At 57.2% G+C, this 23,244-nt stretch carries 21 protein-coding genes; 12 read left to right on the top strand and 9 right to left on the bottom strand.

Annotated features, from left to right (window positions below):
* Positions 1-49: 49 nt before the first annotated feature.
* From XB14_RS24585 to XB14_RS24575, 3 genes are all read right to left on the bottom strand, one after another.
* Positions 50-979 carry a sugar ABC transporter substrate-binding protein gene (locus tag XB14_RS24585; protein ID WP_060521028.1) on the bottom strand — a complete coding sequence of 310 codons (930 nt, stop codon included), beginning with the start codon at positions 977-979 and terminating at the stop codon, positions 50-52.
* A gap of 229 nt (positions 980-1,208) precedes the next feature.
* Positions 1,209-2,021 carry a TIM barrel protein gene (locus tag XB14_RS24580; RefSeq protein ID WP_077965244.1) on the bottom strand — a complete coding sequence of 271 codons (813 nt, stop codon included), beginning with the start codon at positions 2,019-2,021 and terminating at the stop codon, positions 1,209-1,211.
* Positions 2,022-2,196: 175 nt separating this feature from the next.
* Complete coding sequence (locus tag XB14_RS24575; protein WP_077965242.1) at positions 2,197-3,228, bottom strand: LacI family DNA-binding transcriptional regulator; 1,032 nt, start codon at positions 3,226-3,228, stop codon at positions 2,197-2,199.
* A gap of 164 nt (positions 3,229-3,392) precedes the next feature.
* Between XB14_RS24575 and XB14_RS24570 the strand changes: the two genes are divergently transcribed.
* The 12 genes from XB14_RS24570 (at position 3,393) to XB14_RS24515 (ending at position 16,161) form a co-directional block, all read left to right on the top strand.
* Positions 3,393-4,484, top strand: a complete 1,092-nt coding sequence (locus tag XB14_RS24570; RefSeq protein WP_077965240.1) for a fatty acid desaturase family protein — start codon at positions 3,393-3,395, stop codon at positions 4,482-4,484.
* 29 nt (positions 4,485-4,513) lie between these two features.
* On the top strand, positions 4,514-4,831 hold the full coding sequence (locus XB14_RS24565; protein ID WP_077965238.1) for a MocE family 2Fe-2S type ferredoxin: 318 nt from the start codon (positions 4,514-4,516) through the stop codon (positions 4,829-4,831).
* 49 nt (positions 4,832-4,880) lie between these two features.
* On the top strand, positions 4,881-6,107 hold the full coding sequence (locus XB14_RS24560) for an NAD(P)/FAD-dependent oxidoreductase (RefSeq protein WP_077965443.1): 1,227 nt from the start codon (positions 4,881-4,883) through the stop codon (positions 6,105-6,107).
* Positions 6,108-6,155: 48 nt separating this feature from the next.
* Positions 6,156-6,953 carry a 3-methyl-2-oxobutanoate hydroxymethyltransferase gene (locus XB14_RS24555; protein ID WP_077965236.1) on the top strand — a complete coding sequence of 266 codons (798 nt, stop codon included), beginning with the start codon at positions 6,156-6,158 and terminating at the stop codon, positions 6,951-6,953.
* A gap of 81 nt (positions 6,954-7,034) precedes the next feature.
* Positions 7,035-7,847, top strand: a complete 813-nt coding sequence (locus XB14_RS24550; protein ID WP_077965234.1) for a sterol desaturase family protein — start codon at positions 7,035-7,037, stop codon at positions 7,845-7,847.
* 624 nt (positions 7,848-8,471) lie between these two features.
* Positions 8,472-9,653 carry an AGE family epimerase/isomerase gene (locus XB14_RS24545; protein ID WP_143348522.1) on the top strand — a complete coding sequence of 394 codons (1,182 nt, stop codon included), beginning with the start codon at positions 8,472-8,474 and terminating at the stop codon, positions 9,651-9,653.
* 59 nt (positions 9,654-9,712) lie between these two features.
* The gene (gene rfaE1 / locus XB14_RS24540) at positions 9,713-11,182 is read left to right on the top strand and encodes a D-glycero-beta-D-manno-heptose-7-phosphate kinase (RefSeq protein WP_077965230.1); all 1,470 of its coding nucleotides are present in this window, start codon (positions 9,713-9,715) and stop codon (positions 11,180-11,182) included.
* A gap of 27 nt (positions 11,183-11,209) precedes the next feature.
* Entirely contained in the window at positions 11,210-12,187 is a 978-nt protein-coding gene (gene rfaD / locus XB14_RS24535) for an ADP-glyceromanno-heptose 6-epimerase (RefSeq protein ID WP_077965228.1), read from the top strand.
* A 54-nt stretch (positions 12,188-12,241) separates the two neighbouring features.
* Positions 12,242-13,420: a hypothetical protein gene (locus XB14_RS24530; protein ID WP_077965226.1), complete on the top strand. Its 1,179-nt coding sequence runs from the start codon at positions 12,242-12,244 to the stop codon at positions 13,418-13,420.
* Between the two features lie 12 nt (positions 13,421-13,432).
* Positions 13,433-14,224, top strand: coding sequence for an ABC transporter permease (locus XB14_RS24525; RefSeq protein ID WP_077965224.1), 792 nt, complete (start codon positions 13,433-13,435; stop codon positions 14,222-14,224).
* Between the two features lie 34 nt (positions 14,225-14,258).
* Entirely contained in the window at positions 14,259-15,464 is a 1,206-nt protein-coding gene (locus tag XB14_RS24520) for a hypothetical protein (protein ID WP_077965222.1), read from the top strand.
* 1 nt (position 15,465) lies between these two features.
* Positions 15,466-16,161, top strand: a complete 696-nt coding sequence (locus XB14_RS24515; protein WP_327327204.1) for an ABC transporter ATP-binding protein — start codon at positions 15,466-15,468, stop codon at positions 16,159-16,161.
* A 187-nt stretch (positions 16,162-16,348) separates the two neighbouring features.
* On the opposite strand, the gene XB14_RS24510 is transcribed toward XB14_RS24515, so the two are convergent.
* The 6 genes from XB14_RS24510 to rfbB form a co-directional block, all read right to left on the bottom strand.
* Complete coding sequence (locus XB14_RS24510; RefSeq protein WP_077965220.1) at positions 16,349-17,683, bottom strand: glycosyltransferase family 4 protein; 1,335 nt, start codon at positions 17,681-17,683, stop codon at positions 16,349-16,351.
* A gap of 1 nt (position 17,684) precedes the next feature.
* Positions 17,685-18,365 (bottom strand): D-glycero-alpha-D-manno-heptose-1,7-bisphosphate 7-phosphatase, encoded by a 681-nt coding sequence (locus XB14_RS24505; protein ID WP_077965218.1) that lies wholly within the window; start codon positions 18,363-18,365, stop codon positions 17,685-17,687.
* Positions 18,366-18,371: 6 nt separating this feature from the next.
* Positions 18,372-20,123, bottom strand: coding sequence for a glycosyltransferase family 9 protein (locus XB14_RS24500; RefSeq protein ID WP_179119654.1), 1,752 nt, complete (start codon positions 20,121-20,123; stop codon positions 18,372-18,374).
* Between the two features lie 250 nt (positions 20,124-20,373).
* Positions 20,374-21,243: a glucose-1-phosphate thymidylyltransferase RfbA gene (rfbA, locus tag XB14_RS24495; protein ID WP_077965214.1), complete on the bottom strand. Its 870-nt coding sequence runs from the start codon at positions 21,241-21,243 to the stop codon at positions 20,374-20,376.
* Positions 21,240-22,160, bottom strand: coding sequence for a dTDP-4-dehydrorhamnose reductase (gene rfbD, locus XB14_RS24490; protein ID WP_077965211.1), 921 nt, complete (start codon positions 22,158-22,160; stop codon positions 21,240-21,242). Before rfbD ends, rfbA begins: the two co-directional genes overlap by 4 nt.
* The gene (rfbB, locus tag XB14_RS24485; protein ID WP_077965209.1) at positions 22,157-23,218 is read right to left on the bottom strand and encodes a dTDP-glucose 4,6-dehydratase; all 1,062 of its coding nucleotides are present in this window, start codon (positions 23,216-23,218) and stop codon (positions 22,157-22,159) included. The genes rfbD and rfbB overlap by 4 nt, the downstream gene beginning before the upstream one ends.
* Positions 23,219-23,244: the final 26 nt, after the last annotated feature.

The raw sequence follows: 23,244 nt of genomic DNA, 5'->3' as shown, positions 1-23,244 counted from the left end.
GCAGTTTTGAGCGGGAGCGCGGGTCTTCCCGCGCTCCCGACTGAGGCGATCAGTTCTTCGCCTGGTACTTGTCGAGGTTGTCTTTGGTCACCAGTTCGAAGGGAATATAGACCTTCTTGTCGACCGGTTCGCCCTTGGCGAGCTTGAGTGCTGCATCGACCGAGCCCTTGCCCTGGCCGGCGGCGTTCTGGAACACGGTCACGTCGAGGTCGCCCGCAGCCATGGCCGCAAGCGCGTCCTGCGTCGCGTCGATACCGCCGATGACGACGGAGTCCATCGAACGGCCCGCGGCCTTCAGCGCCTGGATGGCGCCGATCGCCATTTCGTCGTTGTTGGAGATGACGGCATCGAACTCAAGACCGGCCGATAGCCAGTTCGTCAGCAGGTCCGAGCCTTGCGTGCGCGACCAATTGGCGGTCTGCTCCTCGACGATCTCGATGCCTTTGCACTGGTCGGTCGCAAGCACGTCGTGGATATCCTTGGTGCGCATGCGGGCGGCCTGGTTGGAGAGTTCGCCCATCATGACGACGGCCTTGCCCTTGCCACCGAGCATCTTGCAGATTTCCTGCGTCTGCAGCGTGCCGGATTCCTGCTCGTTCGACGCGACGAAAGCCTGCTTTTCCGGCAGCGTGTCGACGTTGACCGGCTCGCGGTTGACGTAGACAAGCGGTATGCCGGCGTCTGCGGCGATCTTCGACATGGCTGCCGTCGCATCGGTATCGACCGGGTTGACGATAATGGCGGTTACACCGGCGGCGATGAAGTTCTGGATCTGGCTCTGCTGCTTCGAAACGTCGTTCTGCGCGTCTTCGATCTGCAGTTCGACGCCGTCGAGCGTCTTGGCGTAGTCGGACATGCCGTTGCGCAAGACCGTCAGGAAGTTGTCGTCGAAAAGGGCCATGGATACGCCGATGGTCTCGGCATGGGCCGCCGTCGACATCATCATCGCCAGCGCTGTGCTGAGCACGAATTTCTTCATTGTCTTTCTCCTCCACAATGGTGCCCGGCGACACCTTCTCCTGCCGGGGACGCAATGCCGGATTGCGCTCACTCATCTCGAAAGCGGCACTCCCGCTGCGCCCTCGAATAAAACGGAATAAACGAACCAGTAAATTGCGATTACGGAATATGTATTCCATTTTATGCGGGCGCCGTCAAGACCTGATACGGCGCCCGTTGTTGATTTGCCGGGCTCACGCCGGAGATGTTCAGATGTGGATTTGAATGTAGTCCACGCTCTGCCTGACGGCGGTGGCGGGATCCGCCAATTCGTGAACTTCGGCGGCGAATGGCTCGAAGGAAAGCGGGCCTGCATAGCCCGCTGCACGCAGGCGCCGGATCTGTCCGACGTTGTCGAGCAGATCGGCCTGATCGACAAGCACGCGGTGCGAATCGCGCAGGTCCGTCACGGCAACGCGTTCATCGGTGACGCCGGAAATGTGGATGAGGCCGGTCATCTCAGGATAGATTTCGAGTTCGCCGGCGAGGTGGTGGTGGAACGTGTCGTGCACCAGGCGGAAGGTCTTTTCGCCGTCGACTGCCTTGATTGCGTCAACGGCTTCCGTCTTCGAGCGCAGCGAGCAGATCTCGAAGCCGAGCGGTTCGACGAGGCCGATGATTCCGGCCTTTTCGAGCATCGGTTTCAGTGCCGTCAGAGCCTTGCGAAGATTTGCCTGGCGTTCGCCATCGGCCTGGCCCGAGCTGTCATTGACGGGAACGAGGACAAGGGCCATGGCGCCGCAGTCGCGTGCATAGGCGATCAGTTCTTCGGCTTCGGCCTGCCGGCGCTCGTTCCATTCGTTGAAACGTTGCAAGGCATTGATCGAGATGATCGTGATGTCGTAACGGCCGGCGAGCGCGGCGACATCCATTGCCGGCGTGCCATCGAGAATCGCGTTGTTATCAAGATCGTTGCGAATTTCGACGGAGGACATGCCGAGCGATCTGGCGAGTTCGAAAAAAGCGCCAAGCGGCAGGCTTGGCGTCGTCATGTGGTTGAGAGCGAAGGGCAGGGCGGTCACGGGAATGTCTCCTCCAGTGGGATGGGTCAAACGTTATAAATGGAACGTTCATTCCATTTATAACGTCGCGGCCAAATCGCCAACTGCTTGAGGATAGTCAAAGAGCGCGGTGCTCAAACGCCTTGCATTTCTGCAAGATCGCCTTTCGTCAATGATGGAATTCCATCATGCTCCGCTAGATATTTTCCGGCGTGAAGAGGTCGAACGGAAGGAAGGTTTGCCCCGGGGCGCCGGTCGGACCCTTGTCGATCGCCTGGATCATCAGGTTGATCGTTTCGCGCGCGAGCGCGGCGGTCGGCGTCGATATCGCCAGGGTCACGACGTCGTCGCCAAGGGCCGCCCGGGAATCCGCCGTCAACTCGTTGACGACGGCGATGAGCTTGCCTTCGAGCTTTTCTTCCCGGATTGCCGAGATCGCACCTTCCATGCCGCCGCCGCAGACGTAGAAGCCGATCAGATCCGGATGGCGCTGCAGCAGGTTGAGTGTCGCTTCATGGGTAATCTCGGCCGTGTCGAGGTTGACCATGGTGTCCAGCACTTCGAAATCGGGCGCATGCTCGCGAAAATAGGAACGGAAGCCGATCTCTCGAAGCTCGTGGCCGAGAAAGCGATGGCTGCCGACGAAGGCCGCGACCTTGCCGGGGCGCTTGGCCGCTTTCGTGATCATCCACGCCGCCGTGCGGCCGACCTTGTGGTTGTTGAGGCCGACATAGCCTTCGCGGACCCCCGCAGCAAAGTCCGAAAGCAGCGAGAAGACGGGGATGCCGCGTTCCTTGAGTTCTTCGATCGCGGTGGTCACTGCCGGATAATCGGGAGCGACGAGCGCGATGGCCTGGTTGCGTGCTGCGGCGGCTCGAAGCTTTTCCGTGATCGCCGATGGAGTGGAGTTTGCGACGAAGTCGACCTGGGCGAAGACGCGGGCATGCGACAGCGACAGCGCGGCGTTGTCGATTTCCTTCGCGACCGTTTGATAGAAGGCCTGCTCCGGCTTCTGCAGCACGAACCCAAGCCTGTATTGCGGCAGGTCCTCGAAGACGCGCTGCCGGATCAGGCCGACGGCGTGATAGCCGATCGCCTTGGCCGCCTCATAGACCCGGCGCGCGGTTTCCTCCCGCACGGGATGGCGGCCGTTCAGCACGCGATCGACGGTCGCGACGCTGACGCCGGCGGTGCGCGCAAGGTCGGCAATGGTCGGGCGGTTGCTCATCGCGTCTCCTGATAGGTTTGCATCACAGATGAAATGCGCTGGATGATATCATTTGAGAGAATATATCATTGCTGCATTGAGACCTGGCAAAAGTCAACCTATCGTCATTGCACGAGATGAGACGTCGCCGGCCAGATCGGGTCGGACCGTGGGGAGGAGCGCAAATGACGATGACGCCGACGAAGCGAGACTACAGCCTGCTTGGCCGAGATGCGCAGGCGGCCGTCGCCAACGGCCTCTCGGCTGCGGAGTGGTATCACACCGACATTCCGCGCAAGCAGATGAAGGAACTGATGAAGCGCGAGGATGGACCGGCTATCCGCGACACCGCGATCTGGCTCGGCTGTCTCGTTCTGTTCGGCGCACTCGGCATCACGTTCTGGGGCACCTGGTGGGCGGTTCCGTTCTTCCTCGCCTATGGCGTTCTCTACGGTTCGGCCTCCGACAGCCGCTGGCACGAATGCGGCCACGGCACGGCGTTCAAGACGATGTGGATGAACGACGCCGTCTACCAGATCGCCTGCTTCATGATCATGCGCAATCCCGTCACCTGGCGCTGGAGCCACACCCGCCACCATACGGATACGGTGATCGTCGGTCGGGATCCCGAGATCGCCGTCATGCGGCCGCCGGATCTTCTGCGCCTCGTTCTCAATTTCTTCGGCGTGCTCGATGTCTGGCACGCGATGATCGACATGGTGCGCAATACGTTCGGCATCATCAGCGCCGAGGAGGCGACCTTCATCCCCGAAATGGAGCAGCCGAAGGCGATCCTCGTCGCCCGCATCTGGTTTGCGATCTATGCGGCGACCATTGCCGCCTGCTTCTATCTCGGCTCGATCCTGCCATTGATGCTGATCGGCCTGCCCCGGCTCTATGGTGCCTGGCATCATGTACTGACCGGGCTGCTGCAGCATGGCGGTCTTGCCGACAACGTGACGGACCATCGGCTGAACAGCCGCACGGTCTACATGAACCCGGTCAGCCGCTTCGTCTACTGGAACATGAACTACCATGTGGAGCATCACATGTTCCCGATGGTGCCCTACCACGCGCTGCCGAAGCTGCACGCCATGATCAAACACGACCTGCCGGCGCCGAACCCGTCGATGCTGCACGGCTATCGCGAAATGATCCCGGCCTTTCTGCGGCAGCTGCGCAACGAAGACTATTTCCTGAGACGCGAGCTGCCGGCGACGGCAAAGCCCTACCGGGAAGAATTTCACAGCGATGCGATCGTGCACGCGGCCGAGTAACCGACAAACGCAACGAATGGGAGGAAGTCATGAGCGGAAACTGGATCGAAGTCTGCGCCGCGGACGAAATCGATGAGGAAGACGTCATCCGTTTTGATCATGGCGGACGCACTTTCGCGGTCTACCGCAGCCCCGACGACGAATATTTCGCGACCGACGGGCTCTGCACGCACGAGCACATTCATCTCGCCGATGGCCTCGTGATGGACGACATCATCGAATGTCCGAAGCACAACGGCCGCTTCAACTACAAGACTGGCCAGGCCAAGGGCGCTCCCGTCTGCGTCAACCTGAAGACCTATCCGGTGAAGGTCGAGGCCGGAAGCGTGTTCATCGCCCTTGGCTGAAGCCGTTTTCGATAGGATTGGGCTCGCCGCGGCGGGCAAGGAGGTTGAGATGGGGTGCATCGTCATCGTGGGCGCTGGCGAATGTGGTGCAAGGGCCGCATTTGCTCTCAGGGAAAAGGGATATGACGGCAGGATCAAGCTGATTGGCGCGGAACCGCATCTGCCATACGAGCGGCCGCCCCTTTCGAAGGATGGCCTCAAGGCGCAGCTTCCGCCGAAACACGTCGCCGATGCCGAGCGCTATGCGGCCGCTGGGATCGAGGTGCTGACGGATGCGCCGGTCACGTCTATCGATCGCGCCGAAAAGCGCGTGACGCTCGCAGACGGAAGCGCCATCGCCTATGACCGGCTGTTGCTGACGACCGGCGCCCGGGCCCGAACGATCGCGGGGACCGGCGACGCGCCGCGGCGCATTCGCACGCTCAGAACACATGCCGACGCTGAAGAGATTCGCCGCGAACTCGCACCGGAGCGCAAGCTGGCAATCATCGGTGGGGGATTCATCGGTCTCGAGCTCGCCGCAACGGCGCGCCGGCTCGGTGCGACCGTTATCCTGATCGAGGGGCTCACACGCATCCTTTCGCGCGGTGTGCCTGAGGACATTGCCGCAGTCGTTGCCGAGCGGCACCGTGCGGAAGGCGTCGACATCCGTTGCAGCGCGAAGATCGACCGCATCGACGCAGACGACCGAAGCGCACGTATCGCCCTTGCCGGCGATGAGACCGTAGAAGCCGACCTCGTCGTCGTTGGCATCGGCGCGGTCCCGAACACCGAACTGGCGGCAGCCGCCGGCCTTTCGATCGAGAACGGCATCGCCGTCGACGCCACGCTGCAAACGAGCGACCCGGATATCTATGCCGCCGGCGATTGCTGCTCATTCCCGCTCTGTCACTATGGCGATCGCCGGATACGGCTGGAGGCGTGGCGCAACGCGCAGGATCAGGGAACGCTCGTCGCCGGCAATCTGCTCGGCGCTGGCGAAGCGATCACGAGCGTGCCGTGGTTCTGGTCCGATCAGTATGACCTGACGCTGCAGATCGCCGGGCTCGCCGACGGTGCTTCGACGACGGTGCGGCGCGATCTTTCCGACGGCGCGTTCATCCTCTTCCATCTCGACGATAGCGGCCGCCTGCTGTCTGCGTCAGGCATCGGCCCGGGCAACGCCGTGGCGCGCGACATTCGCCTCGCCGAAATGTTGATTGCCGCCGGCAAGCGACCGGATCCGCAGGCGCTTGTCTCGCCCGAAACCAAGCTCAAGGCGCTTCTCGCGGCCTAGCGCGAGAGGCAATCTCCATCCTGTTTCCATGATCTTCGGAGCCTTCTCATGAAAAGCCACCGCCCGACCGTTGCCGACCTCTTGTCGATGAAGGGCAAGCGCCAGCTCACCATGCTGCGGGTCGAGACGCTCGATGAAGCCGAAGCGGCGGAAACAGCCGGCATCGATCTCGTTTCCGTTCCGCCGGCGCTCCTGGGGCCTGAGTTTCGCGAGGTGGCGCCGACCTGCTTTGCCTTTCCTGGTCTCGAATATGGCGACTACGTCACCGCCGAGGAGTATATGCGCGCGGCCTTCAAGGCGCTGAAGGCCGGCGGCGACGCGGTCTATTGCGCCGCCGGGCTTTCCACCGTCCGGCGGATGCGGGAGGAGGGCATTCCCGTCTGCGGTCATGTCGGCCTCATCCCCTCAAAGGCCACCTGGACCGGCGGTTTTCGCGCGGTCGGCAAGACCGCGCAAAGTGCGTTCGAGATCTGGCGGCAGGTCAAGGCGCTGGAGGAGGCCGGCGCCTTTGCGGCCGAGATCGAGGTCGTGCCCGGCGACGTCGCAGCGGCGATCAGCGCCAGAACATCAATGCTGATGCTCTCGATGGGGGCGGGGGCAGGCTGCGACGCCCAATATCTGTTCGCAGCTGACGTGCTCGGCAGCAATCGCGGTCACGTGCCGCGCCATGCCAAGATCTATCGAAACTTTGCCGCCGAACATGACAGGCTTCAGCGCGAGCGGACCGCCGCGTTTTCGGAGTTTGCAGCGGATGTCCGGTCTGGCGCCTATCCTCAGCAGCGGCATCTTGTCGGTATCGATGAAACGGAACTGAGCGCATTTCTGACCGAGCTTGAGCGCGCCTAGGGCGGGACGACTTGCGTGGGAGAGGGCGGTTGGTATAGTCCACGCGGCAATTCAACTTTTCTCTCCGCGACGGATCACGATTTGAGCGCCCTTCTTCAGGACAGTCTCACCTTTGTCGGCTTGCTGGCCGCGATTTATGCGTCGACGGTGGCGCTGTACTTCATCCTGGGCTACGGCATCACCTGGCTCAACGACCGCAATCCCGAGCGCCGCATTCAGAAGGGCCGGCGCGGCGAGAAGCGCAAGGCCATCGAGATCCGCCAGAGCATGGCCTCGATCCTCGTCACCTGCACCGCGGTCGCAATCGGTCTCTTTGTTCAGTACAAGGGGTGGACCCTGTTCTCGCCCTGGAACTTCAGCTGGTGGACGGCCGTGCCGCTCTTCTTACTCTGCATGGTGCTGTTCGACGCCTGGTTCTACTTCGCCCATCGGCTGCTGCACACCAAGTTCTTCTACAAATACCATCTGCTGCACCACCGCAGCGTCGCGCCGACAGTCTGGAGCAACGATTCGATCGGCCTGGTGGATACGGCCATGTGCCAGGGCTACTACGCCGTCATCACTTTTCTCGTGCCGTTCCCGCCGATCATCCTCCTGGCGCACCGGCTGTTCGACCAGATCAACGGCACCTTCGGCCACGCCGGCTTCGAATATTTCGCCTCGCGCACCGCGCGCTATCCGTCGCCGCTCCTCTGCACCACCTATCACGACCAGCACCACGCCGAGTTCAAATACAACTACGCGAACTATTTCTCGTTCTGGGATCGCGTGATGGGCACGGTCGCGCCGAACTATGATCGGCGCGTGGAGACGTTTGAGGGGGAGGTGAAGGGGGTGAAGCTGCGAAAGGTGGGCGGAGTCGCGGGTGTGGCGGAGCAGTCGGCGGCTGATTGAAGAGATGCGTGCGAGGTAGGTACTGGTGCCGCGTCGACTGGTTGCCAATTTTCTGCGCGTTACTTCTGCGCTTACTATAGAGCTGCGAAAGGCGAGCCGGGTCTGGCTGGCGGAGGATTATGCGCGATGGCTGGACGTTCGCACGAACAGTTCAAGTACCCCTAGGGACGTGTGTTTGCGGGCCGCCGCGTCCTAATCCGTCTCCTAGATCGTCGGCCGCGCAGCCCAAGGCAGCGCATACTTTTGCGCATTGTACTCGTGGATGAGTTCGATACACGAGCCCACCAAAATCTGGAGTTCGTTTGGTACGACCGAAATGGCTTGAAATTAGTCGCTGGACGGCTTTTTTGCCGCTGGGGAAATGGCGCGCAACATCATTTCGAGACTTTATCTTGCGTGGCGGATGCAAGGATGACACGCGACGACCACGCAGGATAGATGCTTGCAGCGCCATTCTCTCGACGAAATTCCAGCTTTGAACGCTTGACGGCGCTCAGGAATTTGACAACTAAAGGCCGTTGTCTCTTTTCATCTGGTGAGGCTTGCGTGCCGTGCCTAGCGAAGTTGCGAGCAACTCCCGGCTGTTGAGTGCAGTTTGTGATCAGATTTCCCGGTGGGTTCAGGATGCATGTAAAAATCTCGACCTGGTTGGCCGACCACTCTATTCCGCGCATGCTTGCCGACGGAACTGACTGGTCGAATGGCGGATTTACAGAGAGGCTGGATTGGGAAGGGCGCCCATTGGATCCGGGCTTTAAGCGCCTGCGGGTCACAGCGCGGCAAATCTACGCTTTCTCCCATCTTGGTCTTGGTGGTTCGAAAGAAGCTGTTCGAGCTGCCGAACACGGTATGGAGTTCCTCCTGACGAAGGCTAGATTGGGGTCCGGCGAATTTGCTTCTCGGTTAACGACTCGAGGAGATCCGCTGGACACGACAACTGATCTTTACGATCTTGCATTCGTGCTCTTCGCGCTGGCTTGGTGGTATAAGTTGACCGGCGAAGAGAGTGCCCTCTCCGTTGCTGAGGACACGCTGCGTTCCGTTCGCCGTCAACTTGGCCATCCATCGGGACGAGGTTTTCTCCATCGCGAACACGCTCGCGCCCCATATCAACAAAATCCCCATATGCATCTATTGGAAGCGGCAATCTTTCTGGCCGCATTCAGCGGGCGGGAGCTATTTTATGCGCTTGCGAGAGAGATCTTTGAACTCGCGGTGAGTGACTTTTTTGATCCACAAACGGAAACCCTCGCTGAGTATTATGGGGACGACTGGAGCCGTGCCGCTGGCTCCGATCCGATCGTTGTGGAACCTGGTCATCATTTCGAATGGTGCTGGCTCCTCACACGTTACTCGGCACTGATGGGGGAAAAATCCGCGTTGCATGTCGCGGAGAGGCTATTCTGGTTCGGAAGAGAACACGGCTTCGATACGTCGAGCGGCTTGATCTACGATGCCGTCGATCCATCCGGGCGTTGCCTTAAAGCAGACTTTCGCTCATGGCCCAACCTCGAGTATGTAAAGGCTATGATTGCTATGAGTGAAACGTACCCAAGCGACAGTCGCTTCGCCGCTGATAAACTTGACGAGGCTATAGAACGTATTTTTTCGTTCTTCCTCGGCCCGGACAACGTTAGGGGCGTGTCTGTCCCACCAGGGCTTTGGTTGGATCACATCTGCGCGGCTGATTTCTCGGCAAAGGTCGACCACATTCCAGCATCCACCTTCTATCACCTGGCGTTTGCGTTTACAGAGGTGACGCGGCATCGCGCTGGGCGTCACATTTTCTCTGGCGCTCCATGGTGAGATCTCGCAGGCCCGAAGCTGAAGATTTGGGCCTTAACGCTGACAAGTAGGATTTACTTATGTTCGCACGCAACATGCGTCATACCGATTTCCGCGGTGCCGCAGTTCTGGTCGTTGGCGATTTGATGCTTGATCGCTTTCACTACGGATCTGTTTCTCGCATCTCACCCGAGGCGCCGGTTCCTGTTCTGCTAGCAAAACGCGAGTTATCGATGCTCGGTGGCGCAGGTAATGTGGTTGCGAATATTGCGGCACTTGGTGGCGTGAGCTGCCTTATCAGTGTCGTCGGTGACGATACCGCTGGGGGTGAGTGCAAGGCGCTGCTTACAGCGACTCCGCGTTGCAAGGGCGAATTGATAATTGATCCAACCCGACGAACGACTACGAAAACTCGTTTTGTTAGTGGCAGCCAGCAATTATTGCGATGCGACGAGGAAGACTCGCATCCGTTTGACGAGTCTACTACGAGGCAGATCGTCGACGCGTTCGACCGGGTCGTGGGTGATTACCAGGTTGTCGCGTTGTCGGACTATGCAAAGGGTGCTGTCCATGATGTTGTCCTGCGGCACATCATCGACCGATGCCGAGAACTCTCTATCCCTGTTATTGTCGATCCGAAGCGGAGGGATTTTTCGGCTTACGAAGGCGTGACCGTCATCAAGCCCAATCGCTCGGAGCTTGCAGCGGCAACCAGTACGCAGTGTGCGACGATGGAGGAATGGGAGAACGCAGCTCGGCATGTTTCGTCAATCACCGGTGCAGAAATCTTGCTGACGATGTCGGAACTCGGGATGGTTCTCTATGAGAAAGGGAAGCCTGCCGTTCACTCCCATGCAACGACGACGGAGGTGTTTGACGTGTCGGGTGCAGGAGACACGGCGCTTGCGGTCTTTTGTTCTGCGCTAGCGGTCCGCTATACGATGGAGCAGGCAATGTTCTTGGCCAATGCCGCAGCTGGCGCTGTCGTCCGCAAGCTGGGAACGGCTGTCTTGTCGCCGGAGGAACTCAACAGAGAGCTTAACAGAATCAATGAGCCGCTCATCGAAGCTGTGTGCGATGTCACAACGGCCAAAGGGCAAGTGGCGAGTTGGAAGCAGGAAGGCCTATCTGTAGGCTTCACGAATGGTTGCTTCGACATCGTCCATGCGGGGCACATAGAATTGCTGCGACGAGCGGCGGAGAAATGCGACCGGCTGGTCGTAGGGTTGAACAGCGATGCTTCCGTTTCGCGCCTTAAAGGGCCGCAGCGGCCGATTCAACCCGCAGAATCGCGCGCCGCGGTCCTGGCTGCAATGCAGGATGTTGACATGGTCGTGATTTTTGAGGAGGACACGCCCCTGAGCCTGATCCAAGCGCTACGACCCACGGACCTCTTCAAGGGGGCCGACTATACGGAAGACCGGGTTGTCGGCGGTGATGTTGTGAAAGCCGACGGCGGTCGGGTACATCTAATTGAGTTGGTGCCGGGCCTCTCAACGACCCGCGCAGTCGAGCGAATCAAATTTGGTGTGTCCGACCGCGTAGCCTGAACCCTTGAAGAACTAAGGTTGTACTAAATGATACTAGTTACCGGCGGGGCAGGTTTCATCGGCTCCAATGTAGTTGAGGCTCTCAGCGGACGCAGCGCGGTTGCGATCTGCGACTGGTTTGGAGCTGATGACAAATGGAAAAACATCCGGCACGCTTCTGTTGAAGACTTCGTGTTTCCCGAAGATTTGCCCGAATGGTTGAGACGGCGGGGCGATTCGATAACGGCAATTGTTCACATGGGAGCAATTAGCGCTACCACGGAACGAGACGTAGACCGGATCGTCTTGAACAATCTCAAACTCAGCCGATTCTTGTGGGATTTAGCAACTCTGAAGGCCATTCCGTTCATATACGCGTCTTCGGCCGCGACCTATGGCGATGGAGCACTCGGTTTTCTGGATCGTAGCGATTGGGACTACCAGGCGAGCCTGCGCCCACTGAACCCATACGGATGGAGCAAATTAGCCTTTGACCGGCAAGTGTTAGGCATCGTTGCTCGAAATGAGCCTACTCCTCCAAAATGGGCTGGCTTGAAGTTCTTTAATGTTTATGGGCCCCGAGAGGGGCACAAAGGGAGCATGCGGTCCGTTCCATTCAGCAACTATGAAAAACTCTTGGGGGGTGCGCCCTTACGGTTATTCAAGTCGAAGCGGCCTGATTTCAAGGATGGAGAGCAAAAGCGCGACTTCGTTTACGTTGGCGATTGTGTTCGCATGATTCTCTGGATGTTGGAGAACGACTTCAAAAGCGACATCTACAATGTTGGAACCGGCGTTGCGGCAACGTGGTTGGACGTGGCGCACGCAATGTTTGCTGCGATTGGCCGAGAGCCAAGCATAGAGTTTGTCGATATGCCTGAGACCCTAAAGGGACGCTATCAATATCTTACCGAAGCGTCGATGACGAAAGCCGCAGCGGCAGGATGCCCGGTACCGGCTACCTCTGTCAGAGATGGTGTCGCCGCAACGTATCGCTTCCTGGAACGCGAAAGCTCAGACTGTTGAGCTCGGTCCTTCCCAGTACGATCGCAATGGCAAAATAAGGAAGGCACTTCGATCGTGCGCGAGCAGGCTTACATCACCTATAAAGATAACTCGCCCTGGTGGAAGACGTTGCTTCGCGGTGGTTGGCGGCGTCTGCTGTCAGAGCATTACGCCGCCACGCTTTTCTTTTTCATCTTCGCGGTCCCTACTGCGTGGTCCTTGGCGTATTACGGGCTTATCGCCTCTGACCGTTACGTATCCGAAGCGAAATTCATTGTCCGTGGACTGAACGGAAACCAAGTTGGTGGACTTTCCGCGCTGCTGCGAACGTTCGGGATATCGCGAGCCAGCGAAGATGCATTTGCCATCCAGGCGTACATCGTTTCCCGCGATGCTCTAAAAGGCTTGCAGGAAAAAATTGATGTGATTGGGGCGTATGTGAGGCCCGAGGCCGATTTCCTCACAAGGTACAGTTCCTTTTTTGACGGCGATAGCTTTGAGGGGTTCTACAAGTATTATCAAGATCAGGTAGTCCTCGAAGAGGATATTGAGACTGGGATAACGACCTTATACGTATCGGCGTATCGCCCTGAAGACGCTAAGACTATCGCGGACGAACTCCTGAAACTAAGTGAGGAGAAGGTCAATGCGATGAATAGGCGCGCGCGACAGGATGCTTTGCAGTCGGCGAAGGAAACGATTGGCCTGGCCGAAGCGCAATTGTTGTCAGCGCAGCGTGAATTGACCGCATTCAGGAACTCGGAAGTTATTCTCAACCCGACTTTGGATGCCACGGGCAGCTTTGAAGTAATAACGGGTTTGTCTGCTGAATTGGCCGAGAAGGAAGTCGCATTGCGGCTCGCTAAGGACGCGGCTAAGGACAGCCCAAGCATTATTGAGCTTGAAAGTAGGGTCAAGTCGCTGCGGAAGCAACTTGAGCTGGAGCAAGGTAAGGTCGCTGGCTCCGATGGGGCTCTGGCGAACAAGGTGGGGCGATACGAAGAGCTGTCGTTGCGGCGCTCGCTTGCAGAAAAAGAATATGAAGCTGCCGTCAATTCGACAGAGCAAGCGCGTCAAGAGGCTAACCGAAAGCAAGTATATCTTGAGGCTGTCGTTCGCCCGAACATGCCCGATAAGTCTGAAGAGCCGAAGAGAATACGCTATATATTCACCGTTGCACTTCTCTCTTTCTCATGTTTCGTCATGGTCTATCTGCTGGTTTCCGGGAGCCGCGAGCATTTGAATATTCACTGAGGGCGTTTGCACATGGCTCAACTTGATATGGCGATTGCCAAGATCCGCTGGAAGCGGCGCACGATAAACGCTCTACTCATCCGCGAACTCATGCAGCGATTTGGCCATGGCAATATCGGCTTTATGTGGCTTGTCGGCGAGCCTCTTATATTGACCTTAGGCGTGATGATAGCGTGGTCCTTTATCTACGGAGAAGAGAACCACGGTGTTAAGGTTATACCACTGGTATTGACCGGGTACAGCATGCTCACCGTGTGGCGACACATGGTTGCCAGATTCACCCATTGCTTCCGCCACAACTCGGGTCTTCTGTTTCATAGGACGGTGCGGCCGATCGATATTTTGATCGCGCGTGGCTTGTTGGAGTGTATTGGCACCCTGATTGCGTTCTTTGTCGCCTATGTTCCTCTGCGGCTGCTGGAGTATATTACCCCCATCGATGATTACCTCGTCCTGCTGACGGCATGGTTCCTTATGTGCGCTCTGACTTTCGGCGTGGCGCTGACGATCTCGTGCCTGACAGAACTGTCGGACACGCTCGAGCGGTTCGTACAGCCAATCATGTATTTGTTGCTGCCGCTCACAGGTGCGTTCTACATGGTTAGCTGGCTGCCAGAAACAGCGCGGCATATCGTGTTATTGTCGCCAATGGTGCATGCAAACGAGATGTTCAGAGGTGGTTTTTTTGGTGCTGAGGTTCCAACATATTGGGATGTAAGTTATTTGGCTCTGTGGGCTCTGGCGACGAATGCCGTCGGATGGTCACTGGTGCGGAAGGCGCAGGACCACATAGAAATAGAGTGACCTGGTCTTCAGGCCAAACTCCCAAGGATTTGCAATGACGACCGATACGAAGCAGGAAACCAATGAGCTCTCGTTGACCCTAATGCCAGTAGTGGCTGAGGGCACGCTTGCACCATTGCTGCCACGAGAGGAGAATAAAGCCGGACTAATTGGCGCGCAGAGAAGCCGACTGGGATTGTTTTTCTTTTTGGGCCTTGTCGTTGTCCCCTTTTTTCTGGCGGTTATTTATAATTTTGCTATCGCCTCGCCGCGATTTTCTTCAGTAGCAGCTTTTATGGTCAGAGAAAATCAAAGATCTGGCGGCGTTCTTTCACTTGTTTCTGGAAATACGATCGGCAGATCGGATGATAACAGCTTTGCTATCCTGGAGTATTTGCAGTCGCGCGACGCGGTTACCTGGCTGAATTCTGATGGTACGCTTGAGCGTGTCTTCGGCGCAGACAATGTCGATCTCTTCTCTCGTTTCCCGACCTACATCTCGGGGCGAACCAAAGACGATCTGTTTCACCATTTCCAGAACTACATCGACGTTGATTTCAAGCAGTCGACCGGAGTGAGCACACTCGAGGTGCAGGCCTTTACGCCGGAGGATGCAGTCGCCTTGACCGAGCGGTTGTTGCAGGCGGCTGAGGCATTGGTAAACACATTGAACCAGAGAGCACGAGCTGACTCGATTCGCGAAGCAGAAGCTACCGTGAACGAAGCAACTGCGGAACTGCAAGCTATCCAGGTGCGGCTGACAGCGTTCCGCAATAGCGAGGGGCTTCTCGATCCTGACGCAGAAGTCTCCATGGCAAACAAGGTCATCACTGGAACCATGGAGCAGGTCGCTAAAGTGGACGCCCAGCTCTCGCTGCAGATGTCAACGACGCCGAATAATCCAGCGATTCGGCAATTGCAGAACAAAAGAGACGCGTTAGAGGCCCAACTGGCTCAGCAAAGGGAAGCGCTGGTGGGCGGTGGAGACTCGCTCGCTAAAAAGATGGAGGGCTATGAGCAGGTGTCTCTGCAGCGCAAGCTTGCAGAGCGGACGCTGCTAAGCGCTGTGGCGTCGTTGGCGTCGGCGAAACAAAATTTCCAAGGAAAGAAGATATACTTGGCCAGGGTCGTTGAGCCAAATTTATCCGATCGTCCGTCACAACCCACACGTTTCCTAAATGTCATCGCGGTCCTGGCGATCGGACTTGCCATCTTTTGGATCACACACTCGATGACGAAGCTGGTGATGGAGGAAGTCTGAATTGGCCGCCCCCTTGCCGATAGCGACGCAGCCGGTGCGGGAGCACCAGAGCATTGCACTCCAGAACATTGTAAAGAGGTATCACACGCCGGCCGGTCCGAAGACTGTCCTCGACGGGATATCCTTCGAAATCACCAAAGGAGAGAAGATAGCTGTCCTCGGGCGAAATGGCGCGGGTAAGTCTACATTGGTAAAGCTGATCGGTGGCGTGGAGAAACCGACGCAGGGTCACATTCACCGCGGCATGTCGATGTCCTGGCCGCTGGCTTTTGGTGGTGGTTTTGAGCCATCTATGACCGGCCTCGACAACATCAGGTTCCTAGCCCGCCTTTACGGCCGCCCCATCGAAGAAACGATCGAGGCCGTGGACGATTTCGCCGAACTAGGCCGAAACTTGATCATGCCAGTAAAGTCTTATTCATCAGGGATGAGAGCGCGATTGGCATTTGCCTTGACGCTCGCGATTGAGTTCGACTGCTTGCTAATCGACGAGGTGATATCCGTAGGGGACCAGAGATTTCACCGAAAGTGCCATGACGCGTTGTTCGTGCAACGGAAACACTGTTCAATGATCTTGATCAGTCACGACATTGGTATAATAAAATCCTATTGTGACAAGGCACTTATATTGAAGGCGGGTAGAGGGAGAGTATTTGACGATATCGATTTCGCGGTCGATATATACTCTTCTCTGTAGATCTGTGGGGCGATAGACGATTTACGTCTTTGTGGGCGCCGCATGCGATTTTCATATCTCGCCTCGGGATAGATATTCCAAGAGAGCGTTTGGTGAGATTTTTTATATTACAGCGAACTATGTTGTCGCACGATAGGCCGAAGCTTCTTACATCGCGTCTCGAAATCTCCTGCTTACGGTTGGTAACTCACTGGTTTTGTTTCGCTGTCCCTACAACCTTGGAGAGCGTGTCACTGGCGAAATCTGCCCATGACGTTCGACGCAAGTTGTAGGTTGCTGCTACAGCGTCTCGCCGAAATGTATCGTCGGTTGCGAGCCTCATGATAACATTACGCCATCCCGGACCGTCTGTTGGATCCAGGAAAATAGCGGCCCCTCCGAGGATTTCCCGGTGAACAGGGATGTCGGATGCAACAACGGGGATGTGGCGTGCGGCCCCCTCGATCGGAGGAAGGCTGTAGCCTTCGACCAGGGAAGGAGACAGAAGGCCGGCCGAGCCGGTCATTAGCGCGGCGAGTTCGACATCACTGAGATCCGATACTTCGATAAGGAAGGGAGCCAGTTCTCTGGTTCGATCAAGTACGTCGATGACGTTTTCACTCTTCCATCCCCTCCGGCCCACAATTATCAGACGTGGGATGGATCTTAAGTCATTCCTTTGTATTATTTGTCGCCAAACATTCAGTATATGCTGAATGTTCTTTCGCCCCTCGATAGTGCTTAAGCAAATAAAGTAGGGCACGGCTGCGCTCGGCGACTTCAGATTCTCCTCTTTGTATTCTTGAATTACATTCCCTAAATAGGAAACTTCGATTCTCTTTGCGGCAAGCCCTTCCTCCTCAAAGTATGATGAGAGTCTGTCTTTCGTATACTTTGAGTTTGCGACAATCGAGGAGCCGTACTCAGAAACAGTCTTCATTCTAAGTTTGTGCAAAAATTCGGATCTGTTGCCGCAAAATTCCGGAAAATCGATCGGAATGATATCGTGTACAAAAAAGGATGTATGTATGTTTGCCTTTTTCGTCCATTTGAAGAGTTGTGGTTTCTCCAACTGCGTATGTGAGGAGTGCAGATAAAGGGTGTGAGCCTGCTCCGCATCACGCAGAATCCGATGAAACTTGCGAGCGTGTAGCAGGCAGAGGCGGGCAATCTCAGTATATGCGCGGGAGGTCGTTCGCTTCGCGCTTTCGCCTGAAAGGCGTAGCGATCCTCGGGAAGCGGATGGTGCTCCTATGGGACTCTCAAGGGATCGCCGCAGCTCCTCGTAGAGTTTCGTTGGCCCGTTAATGTGGTTCGCCGCTGCCCAGCGCCCCTCAATTTCGGTCAGGATGGGCCTAAAATCTTCCCGTGTCAGCGCCGCTCTCAGGTACGGAGCGGTGATAACAAAGTGTGCATCGGGGTAAAGCGCCGAGCCTTCATAAACGAGCCAGCGTGCGAGAGCGTGCTCAACGCGATCGATGCCCGTTGGTGTGGAGTTGTAACGCCGCGCAAGCGTGCGGGTGATATCGAGGAGAATATGCATATCAGCTTGTCTGGAGGGCGGGCAAAACGTCGGCAATCGAATTCACGCAAGATATCTGCGTTGCTGAGGGGCCAGATGCGTCGAGAAACTCAGAAAGTTGCTCGACCCTGGGGCGATGGGCGCGTCCATGCCCCGTGAGCACGTGAACGGCGCGAGCTATGCCCGCGGCTACTCCAGCTTGAATATCGGAAAGGCTGTCGCCGACCATCTGTGATTTTTCCAAGTCGATACCAAGTGCCGCGGAAGAGGCCCTTAGCATGCCGTCATTCGGCTTTCGCCATGGATGGTCGACGTTGTAAGGAGGCAGGCCGTCCTTGTGGAACGGGCAGGCATAAACGGCATCCGGTTCATCCGACGCCAGAAGCTGGCGGATACGGCACTCAACGCGTAAATACGCAGCCCGATCAAAGTAGCCGCGCGCGATGCCAGATTGATTGGTGACGACCACGACGGTGAAGCCAGCGGAGCGGAAATGCCGAATCGTTTCACCGACGCCTGGTATCAGCCGTACGTCATCCGGGTTGCTAATGTAGTTGACATCTTCGATAATCACGCCATCCCGATCAAGGAAAAGAGCAGGCTGGCGGCCCGTACCCTTGGCTGATGGACGATAGATTAAGCTCCAGTTCGGCAAGAGCGAATCTGGCTCCGTTTGATCTGCGGCGGCTTGCAATCGTTCCATCGCAGCCTATCTCCCGACCCCGTTGGAGCGCAGCACTTCGCCAACGGCGCTCGTTACCTCGTCGACAGCAATACTGTTGATGCACGGGCTCATCACCTGCAATTGCCCGATCTCAAATTGTGTTCCGGGCGCTTGCTGGGTGAGAGGACAGGGAATGTCCTCGTTCCGCCAGCAGGGTATGCATGCGAACTCCTGTTGCTTCCAGAGGATCTTGGCCTTGCTGTGGTGTTTTGTAAAAGCTGTTCCGTCTGTCGGTCCGAAGATTGCTACGACAGGAACGTCGAAAGCTGCTGCCGCATGTAGAAAGGCTGAGTCGACGCAAACCATAGCATCCAGCAGAGAGACCAACGCGAGCGAATTTCCCAGTGGCATCCCGGCCGTCGAGAGGATCCCGCCGCCAGACGGCAGTCCATCTCTGACGTGATGAAAGATGATCACATCGTAGGTCCGACTTAGTGATTCGATGACGTTGCTTATTCTGGAGTAGTCTTTGTAGCTGTCGCGCGAAAAGGGTTGCACACCAATGACGGGTCTGGCGCCGAGGCCCTTCTCAGCCTTAAAACGTTGACGAAATTCTATTTCGTCCTGGCTCAAGAAGTAATCAATCTTCGATCCGTGCTGCCTAAGTTCGTGTGGCAGTACACCCATACCCAAAGAGAAGAGTTCCACACGCCCCTTCTTGACCCTGGGCCGATGCTTGCTTTCGTAACGGCCTGCCGGACAGAATGATAGGTTCTTCCACGTCTGGTACTTGCTTACATCCAGAGGCGGCCCGTCGATATCCAGGAGGTTAACGTGCGGGTTGTTCTGAAAAAGAGCGTGGAATTTTCTCGGTATCGCGAAGTCAATGGGCAGGCCTGTTCGTGACGCGAGAGCCCGCAAGCCCGGGCTCATCATGAGTAGATCGCCGATGCCACCCATCGCGCGCGTGACGAGTACGCGACGGCTGGATAGATCCATGGCCGAGTTGTGTGGGCCGCGGTTGCGCTGAGTTGCACCGAGCAGCGCAAAGAGGAAGGCGAGATGCGCAATGGCCGCAGTTGTTATTGCCTTGCTGACGCTGTTCGTGGCCCACGAGCCGCTACCGCGCCTAAACTTCGCGTATGCGCTAGAGACGCGGCGCATTAACGCAGGAATAATGCCAAGCTCGCTCCGGTCAGCTGTGCTGCTGCCGATAAACGGAGCGAAGGTTTCCGCGACGCGCCAACTATTGCGGCGGCTAATACCTGCTAGCCAGCGGCCCCAACTAATGAATGAGATCTTGGACCTGCCAAGTGTTCCCTTCTGCAAATGGCACTGCCCGTAAAGGAGTGCAATCATGAGCGCGTGTTCAAAGCTCCCTTCAATTAGGTATGGGCGTTCGGCGTAATGTTCCACGATTTCTAGGGCGCCATCGGGATTGTTTGCAAACAATCTTACGCGAGCGTGTAAAATGTGCGCGCCCAATGCCTCAGAGGGATATGTCTTCTGACAGTATGCAGCCAAATCCGCAATCAACTGTTCGAACCTGGCGACATATCGCAGATCCCCAGTTCTGAAATGAAATTTGTTGCTGTCAAGTATGGATGAAAGTGCTGAGACGGCCCTTCCGCAATCCGAAGGCCTGACGCGAGGTGATCCGGAAATCGTATTTCCTTGTTTCTTTAGATTCGATACCACACGTTCAGCGAAGCGATACTCCTTGAATTCAGCTTCATCCATAAATGTGTGGAAGAAGTCTTCAAGAGTTACACCCTTTTGGATTTCGACGTGTTCCATACAATTCATACTCAATTGGTTCGGGCTATTGCCTGGGCGACCTGATTTTTGGAGGAACCTAGCGAATGGCGTCGCGGAAGCCAATGGGCACAGGGAAAAATGCAGTTATGTTGGCGCCGGGGCACTACTGCCAGATTAACATGGTTGCACAACCCCGTGACTGGAAGGCCTATTCAAGGCAACAGGCGCGCCCGTCACTTTCCGTAAGCCTGCCAAGTGGTCGCCGCAGCGGGTTCCCCATACGAGCGCCTCATACGTAGTTCAACACGCTCGCGAGGTAGCGGCCATAGGCACTATTTCCATACAGCTCTGCAAGCGCTTCAAGTCGTTGTTCGTCTATGAAACCCAGGCGATAAGCAACCTCCTCCGGGCATGCCACCTTGAAACCCTGCCGCCGCTCGAGGGTTGCGACAAACTCTGAAGCTTCCAGCAGGCTGTCGGGCGTACCCGTGTCGAGCCAGGCATAGCCTCGCCCCATTCTTTCGACGTGGAGCTTGCCGCGCTCGAGATAGGCCCGGTTCACATCCGTAATCTCATATTCGCCTCGCGCGGACGGTGCCAGGTTGGCAGCGATGTTTACGACCTCTTCGTCGTAGAAATAGAGGCCCGTGACGGCCCAGTTGGAGCGGGGTTTGGCAGGCTTTTCCTCGATTGCGACAGCCTTCAGCTCGCTGTCGAATTCGACGACGCCGTATCGGTCCGGATTGCTGACATGGTAGGCGAAGACAGTTGCGCCTTCTTTGCGTTCCATGGCGCGCATGAAGAGCTCGGTGATGCCGTGTCCGAAAAACACGTTGTCGCCGAGGATGAGGCATGAGGGATGGCCGGCAACGAAGTCGGCTCCAATGACATAGGCCTGGGCCAGGCCATCGGGAGATGGTTGCTCGGCGTAGCTCAGGTTGATTCCCCATTTCGACCCGTCGCCAAGCAAGAGTTGAAAGCTGGGAAGGTCCCGCGGTGTGGTGATGATCAAGATGTCGCGAATCCCCGCGAGCATCAGGGTCGAGAGGGGATAGTAGATCATCGGCTTGTCGTAGATCGGAAGCAGTTGTTTTGAGGTTGCCAAGGTCATCGGATGCAAACGGGTGCCGCTTCCGCCAGCGAGAATAATGCCCCTCATTTCGGCACCTCCAGTTCCGTTGGGTTCCGGATTACGCGGCGCACTGTGGCTTCGATGGAGTTCTTCCAGTGAGGCAGGTTGACGCCGTGGAGTCGCGCGATTTTGCTGCAGTCCAGGCGAGAGTTTGAGGGGCGCGCTGCAGCAGTCGGGTAGTCTGTGGTCAAGATGCGGTTAACCTTGGCGGACGGCCCCCCCAGCCCTTGGGACAGCGCAAGGATTTCTTCCGCCACATCGGCCCAGCTTGCGTCACCAGTTCCGGCCAGATGGAAGGTGCCGCGCAGAGCCTGCGCATCTGACGCCAACAGGTCTTTCGCGACGGCGATCATCGCGGTCGCCAGGTCCAGCGCGGATGTCGGGTTCCCTGTCTGGTCCATGACGACCGGCAGCTCGGTTCGGCTCTGGGCGTTACGAATGATGGTCCGGACGAAATTTCTGCCGAATGGGCTGTAGATCCAAGCGGTTCTCAGAATGACATGATTATCGGTGGCGGCGGCGACCGTTCGCTCGCCCTCCCACTTGCTTTTGCCGTAGACGTTTATCGGGCACACCGTATCGCCTTCGGTGTAAGGTGTGGATTTTGTCCCGTCGAAGACATAGTCCGTCGACAGATGAATGATCGGGATTTTCAGGGCTTTCGCGACACGCGCCAATTCTTGGGGCGCAACTGCGTTCACTGCATAGGCCCTGGCCGCGTCGGCCTCGGCATGGTCAACTGCGGTGTAAGCGGCAGCCGAAATGATCACGTCAGGAGCCGCTGCTCTTACGGCCCCTTCTATGCAACTCGGATCCTCCAGATCGAGTTGCGGACGACCAAGCGGGATCACTTGCGAGTCGCTGCGGCTCTTCCCCTGCTCGACGAGCGACTGAACGACCTGGCCGGTCAGTCCTGTGACAACGATACGCGGCATCTGGTTCATTGCCCGACACCAGTATGCAGCGCACCCAGGCGAATCCCGTCATATCCCTTGCGAAGAGGGGCCCACCACCATTCGTTGTCCAGATACCAGCGGATCGTCTTCTCTATCCCGCTTTCGAAGCTGTCTTCCGCCGCCCAGCCGAGTTCCTCCTCCAGTTTCGTCGCGTCAATCGCGTAGCGCAAATCGTGCCCCGGCCTGTCTTCGACAAACTGGATCAGTTCTTCCCGAGGGCGGAATGCGGGGACAAGCTCATCGAGTGTGGCGCAGATGCGCCGAGCAACATCGACGTTCCGCCGCTCGTTGCGTCCACCGACATTGTAGGTCTCGCCAATTCTACCGCGCTCCGCGATCAGGTCGAGCGCACGGGCATGGTCCTCAACGAAGAGCCAGTCGCGAATGTTCGTGCCGTCGCCATAGATCGAGAGTGGCCTTCCTTCGAGCGCGTTCAGGATCGTCAGCGGGATCAGCTTTTCGGGGAAGTGATAGGGACCATAATTGTTGGAGCAGTTGGAAACCAGGATGGGCATGCCATAGGTGCGTGCCCATGCTTTGGCGAGATGATCGGAAGCGGCCTTCGACGCCGAGTAGGGAGAACTCGGATCATACCGCGTCACCTCGGAAAACAGTTGGTCATCCGCGAGCGAGCCGTACACTTCATCCGTTGAAACGTGAAGAAAGCGAAACCTGCGTTTGGCCTCATCCTTCATGGACTGCCAATATGCCCTTGCGCATTCCAGCAGGTTGAACGTTCCAAGAACGTTCGTTTCGATGAAGTCCCTTGCGCCGGTGATGGACCGATCGACGTGACTCTCGGCCGCGAGATGCATGACGCGATCGGGCCTGAACGTGGAAAAGGCTTCCGAGATCGCCCGTCCATCACAGATGTCAGCTCTGAGGAAGCGATAGGAGGGGTTGTTTGCGACGGGCAGAAGGGAGCTAAGCGTTCCCGCGTAGGTCAATTTATCAACGTTCAACACCTCATATCCCTTGTCGATAATAAGGTGTCGAATAACCGCTGAACCAATAAAGCCAGCCCCGCCGGTAACAAGTACGCGCATATCTCAGCGAAGTCCTTTTATTATAA

The organism is Ensifer adhaerens, from assembly GCF_002007205.1.
GTDB lineage: Bacteria > Pseudomonadota > Alphaproteobacteria > Rhizobiales > Rhizobiaceae > Ensifer > Ensifer adhaerens_D.
Note: the sequence above shows the minus strand (reverse complement) of the source record. Positions and strands in the feature narration are given on the sequence as shown.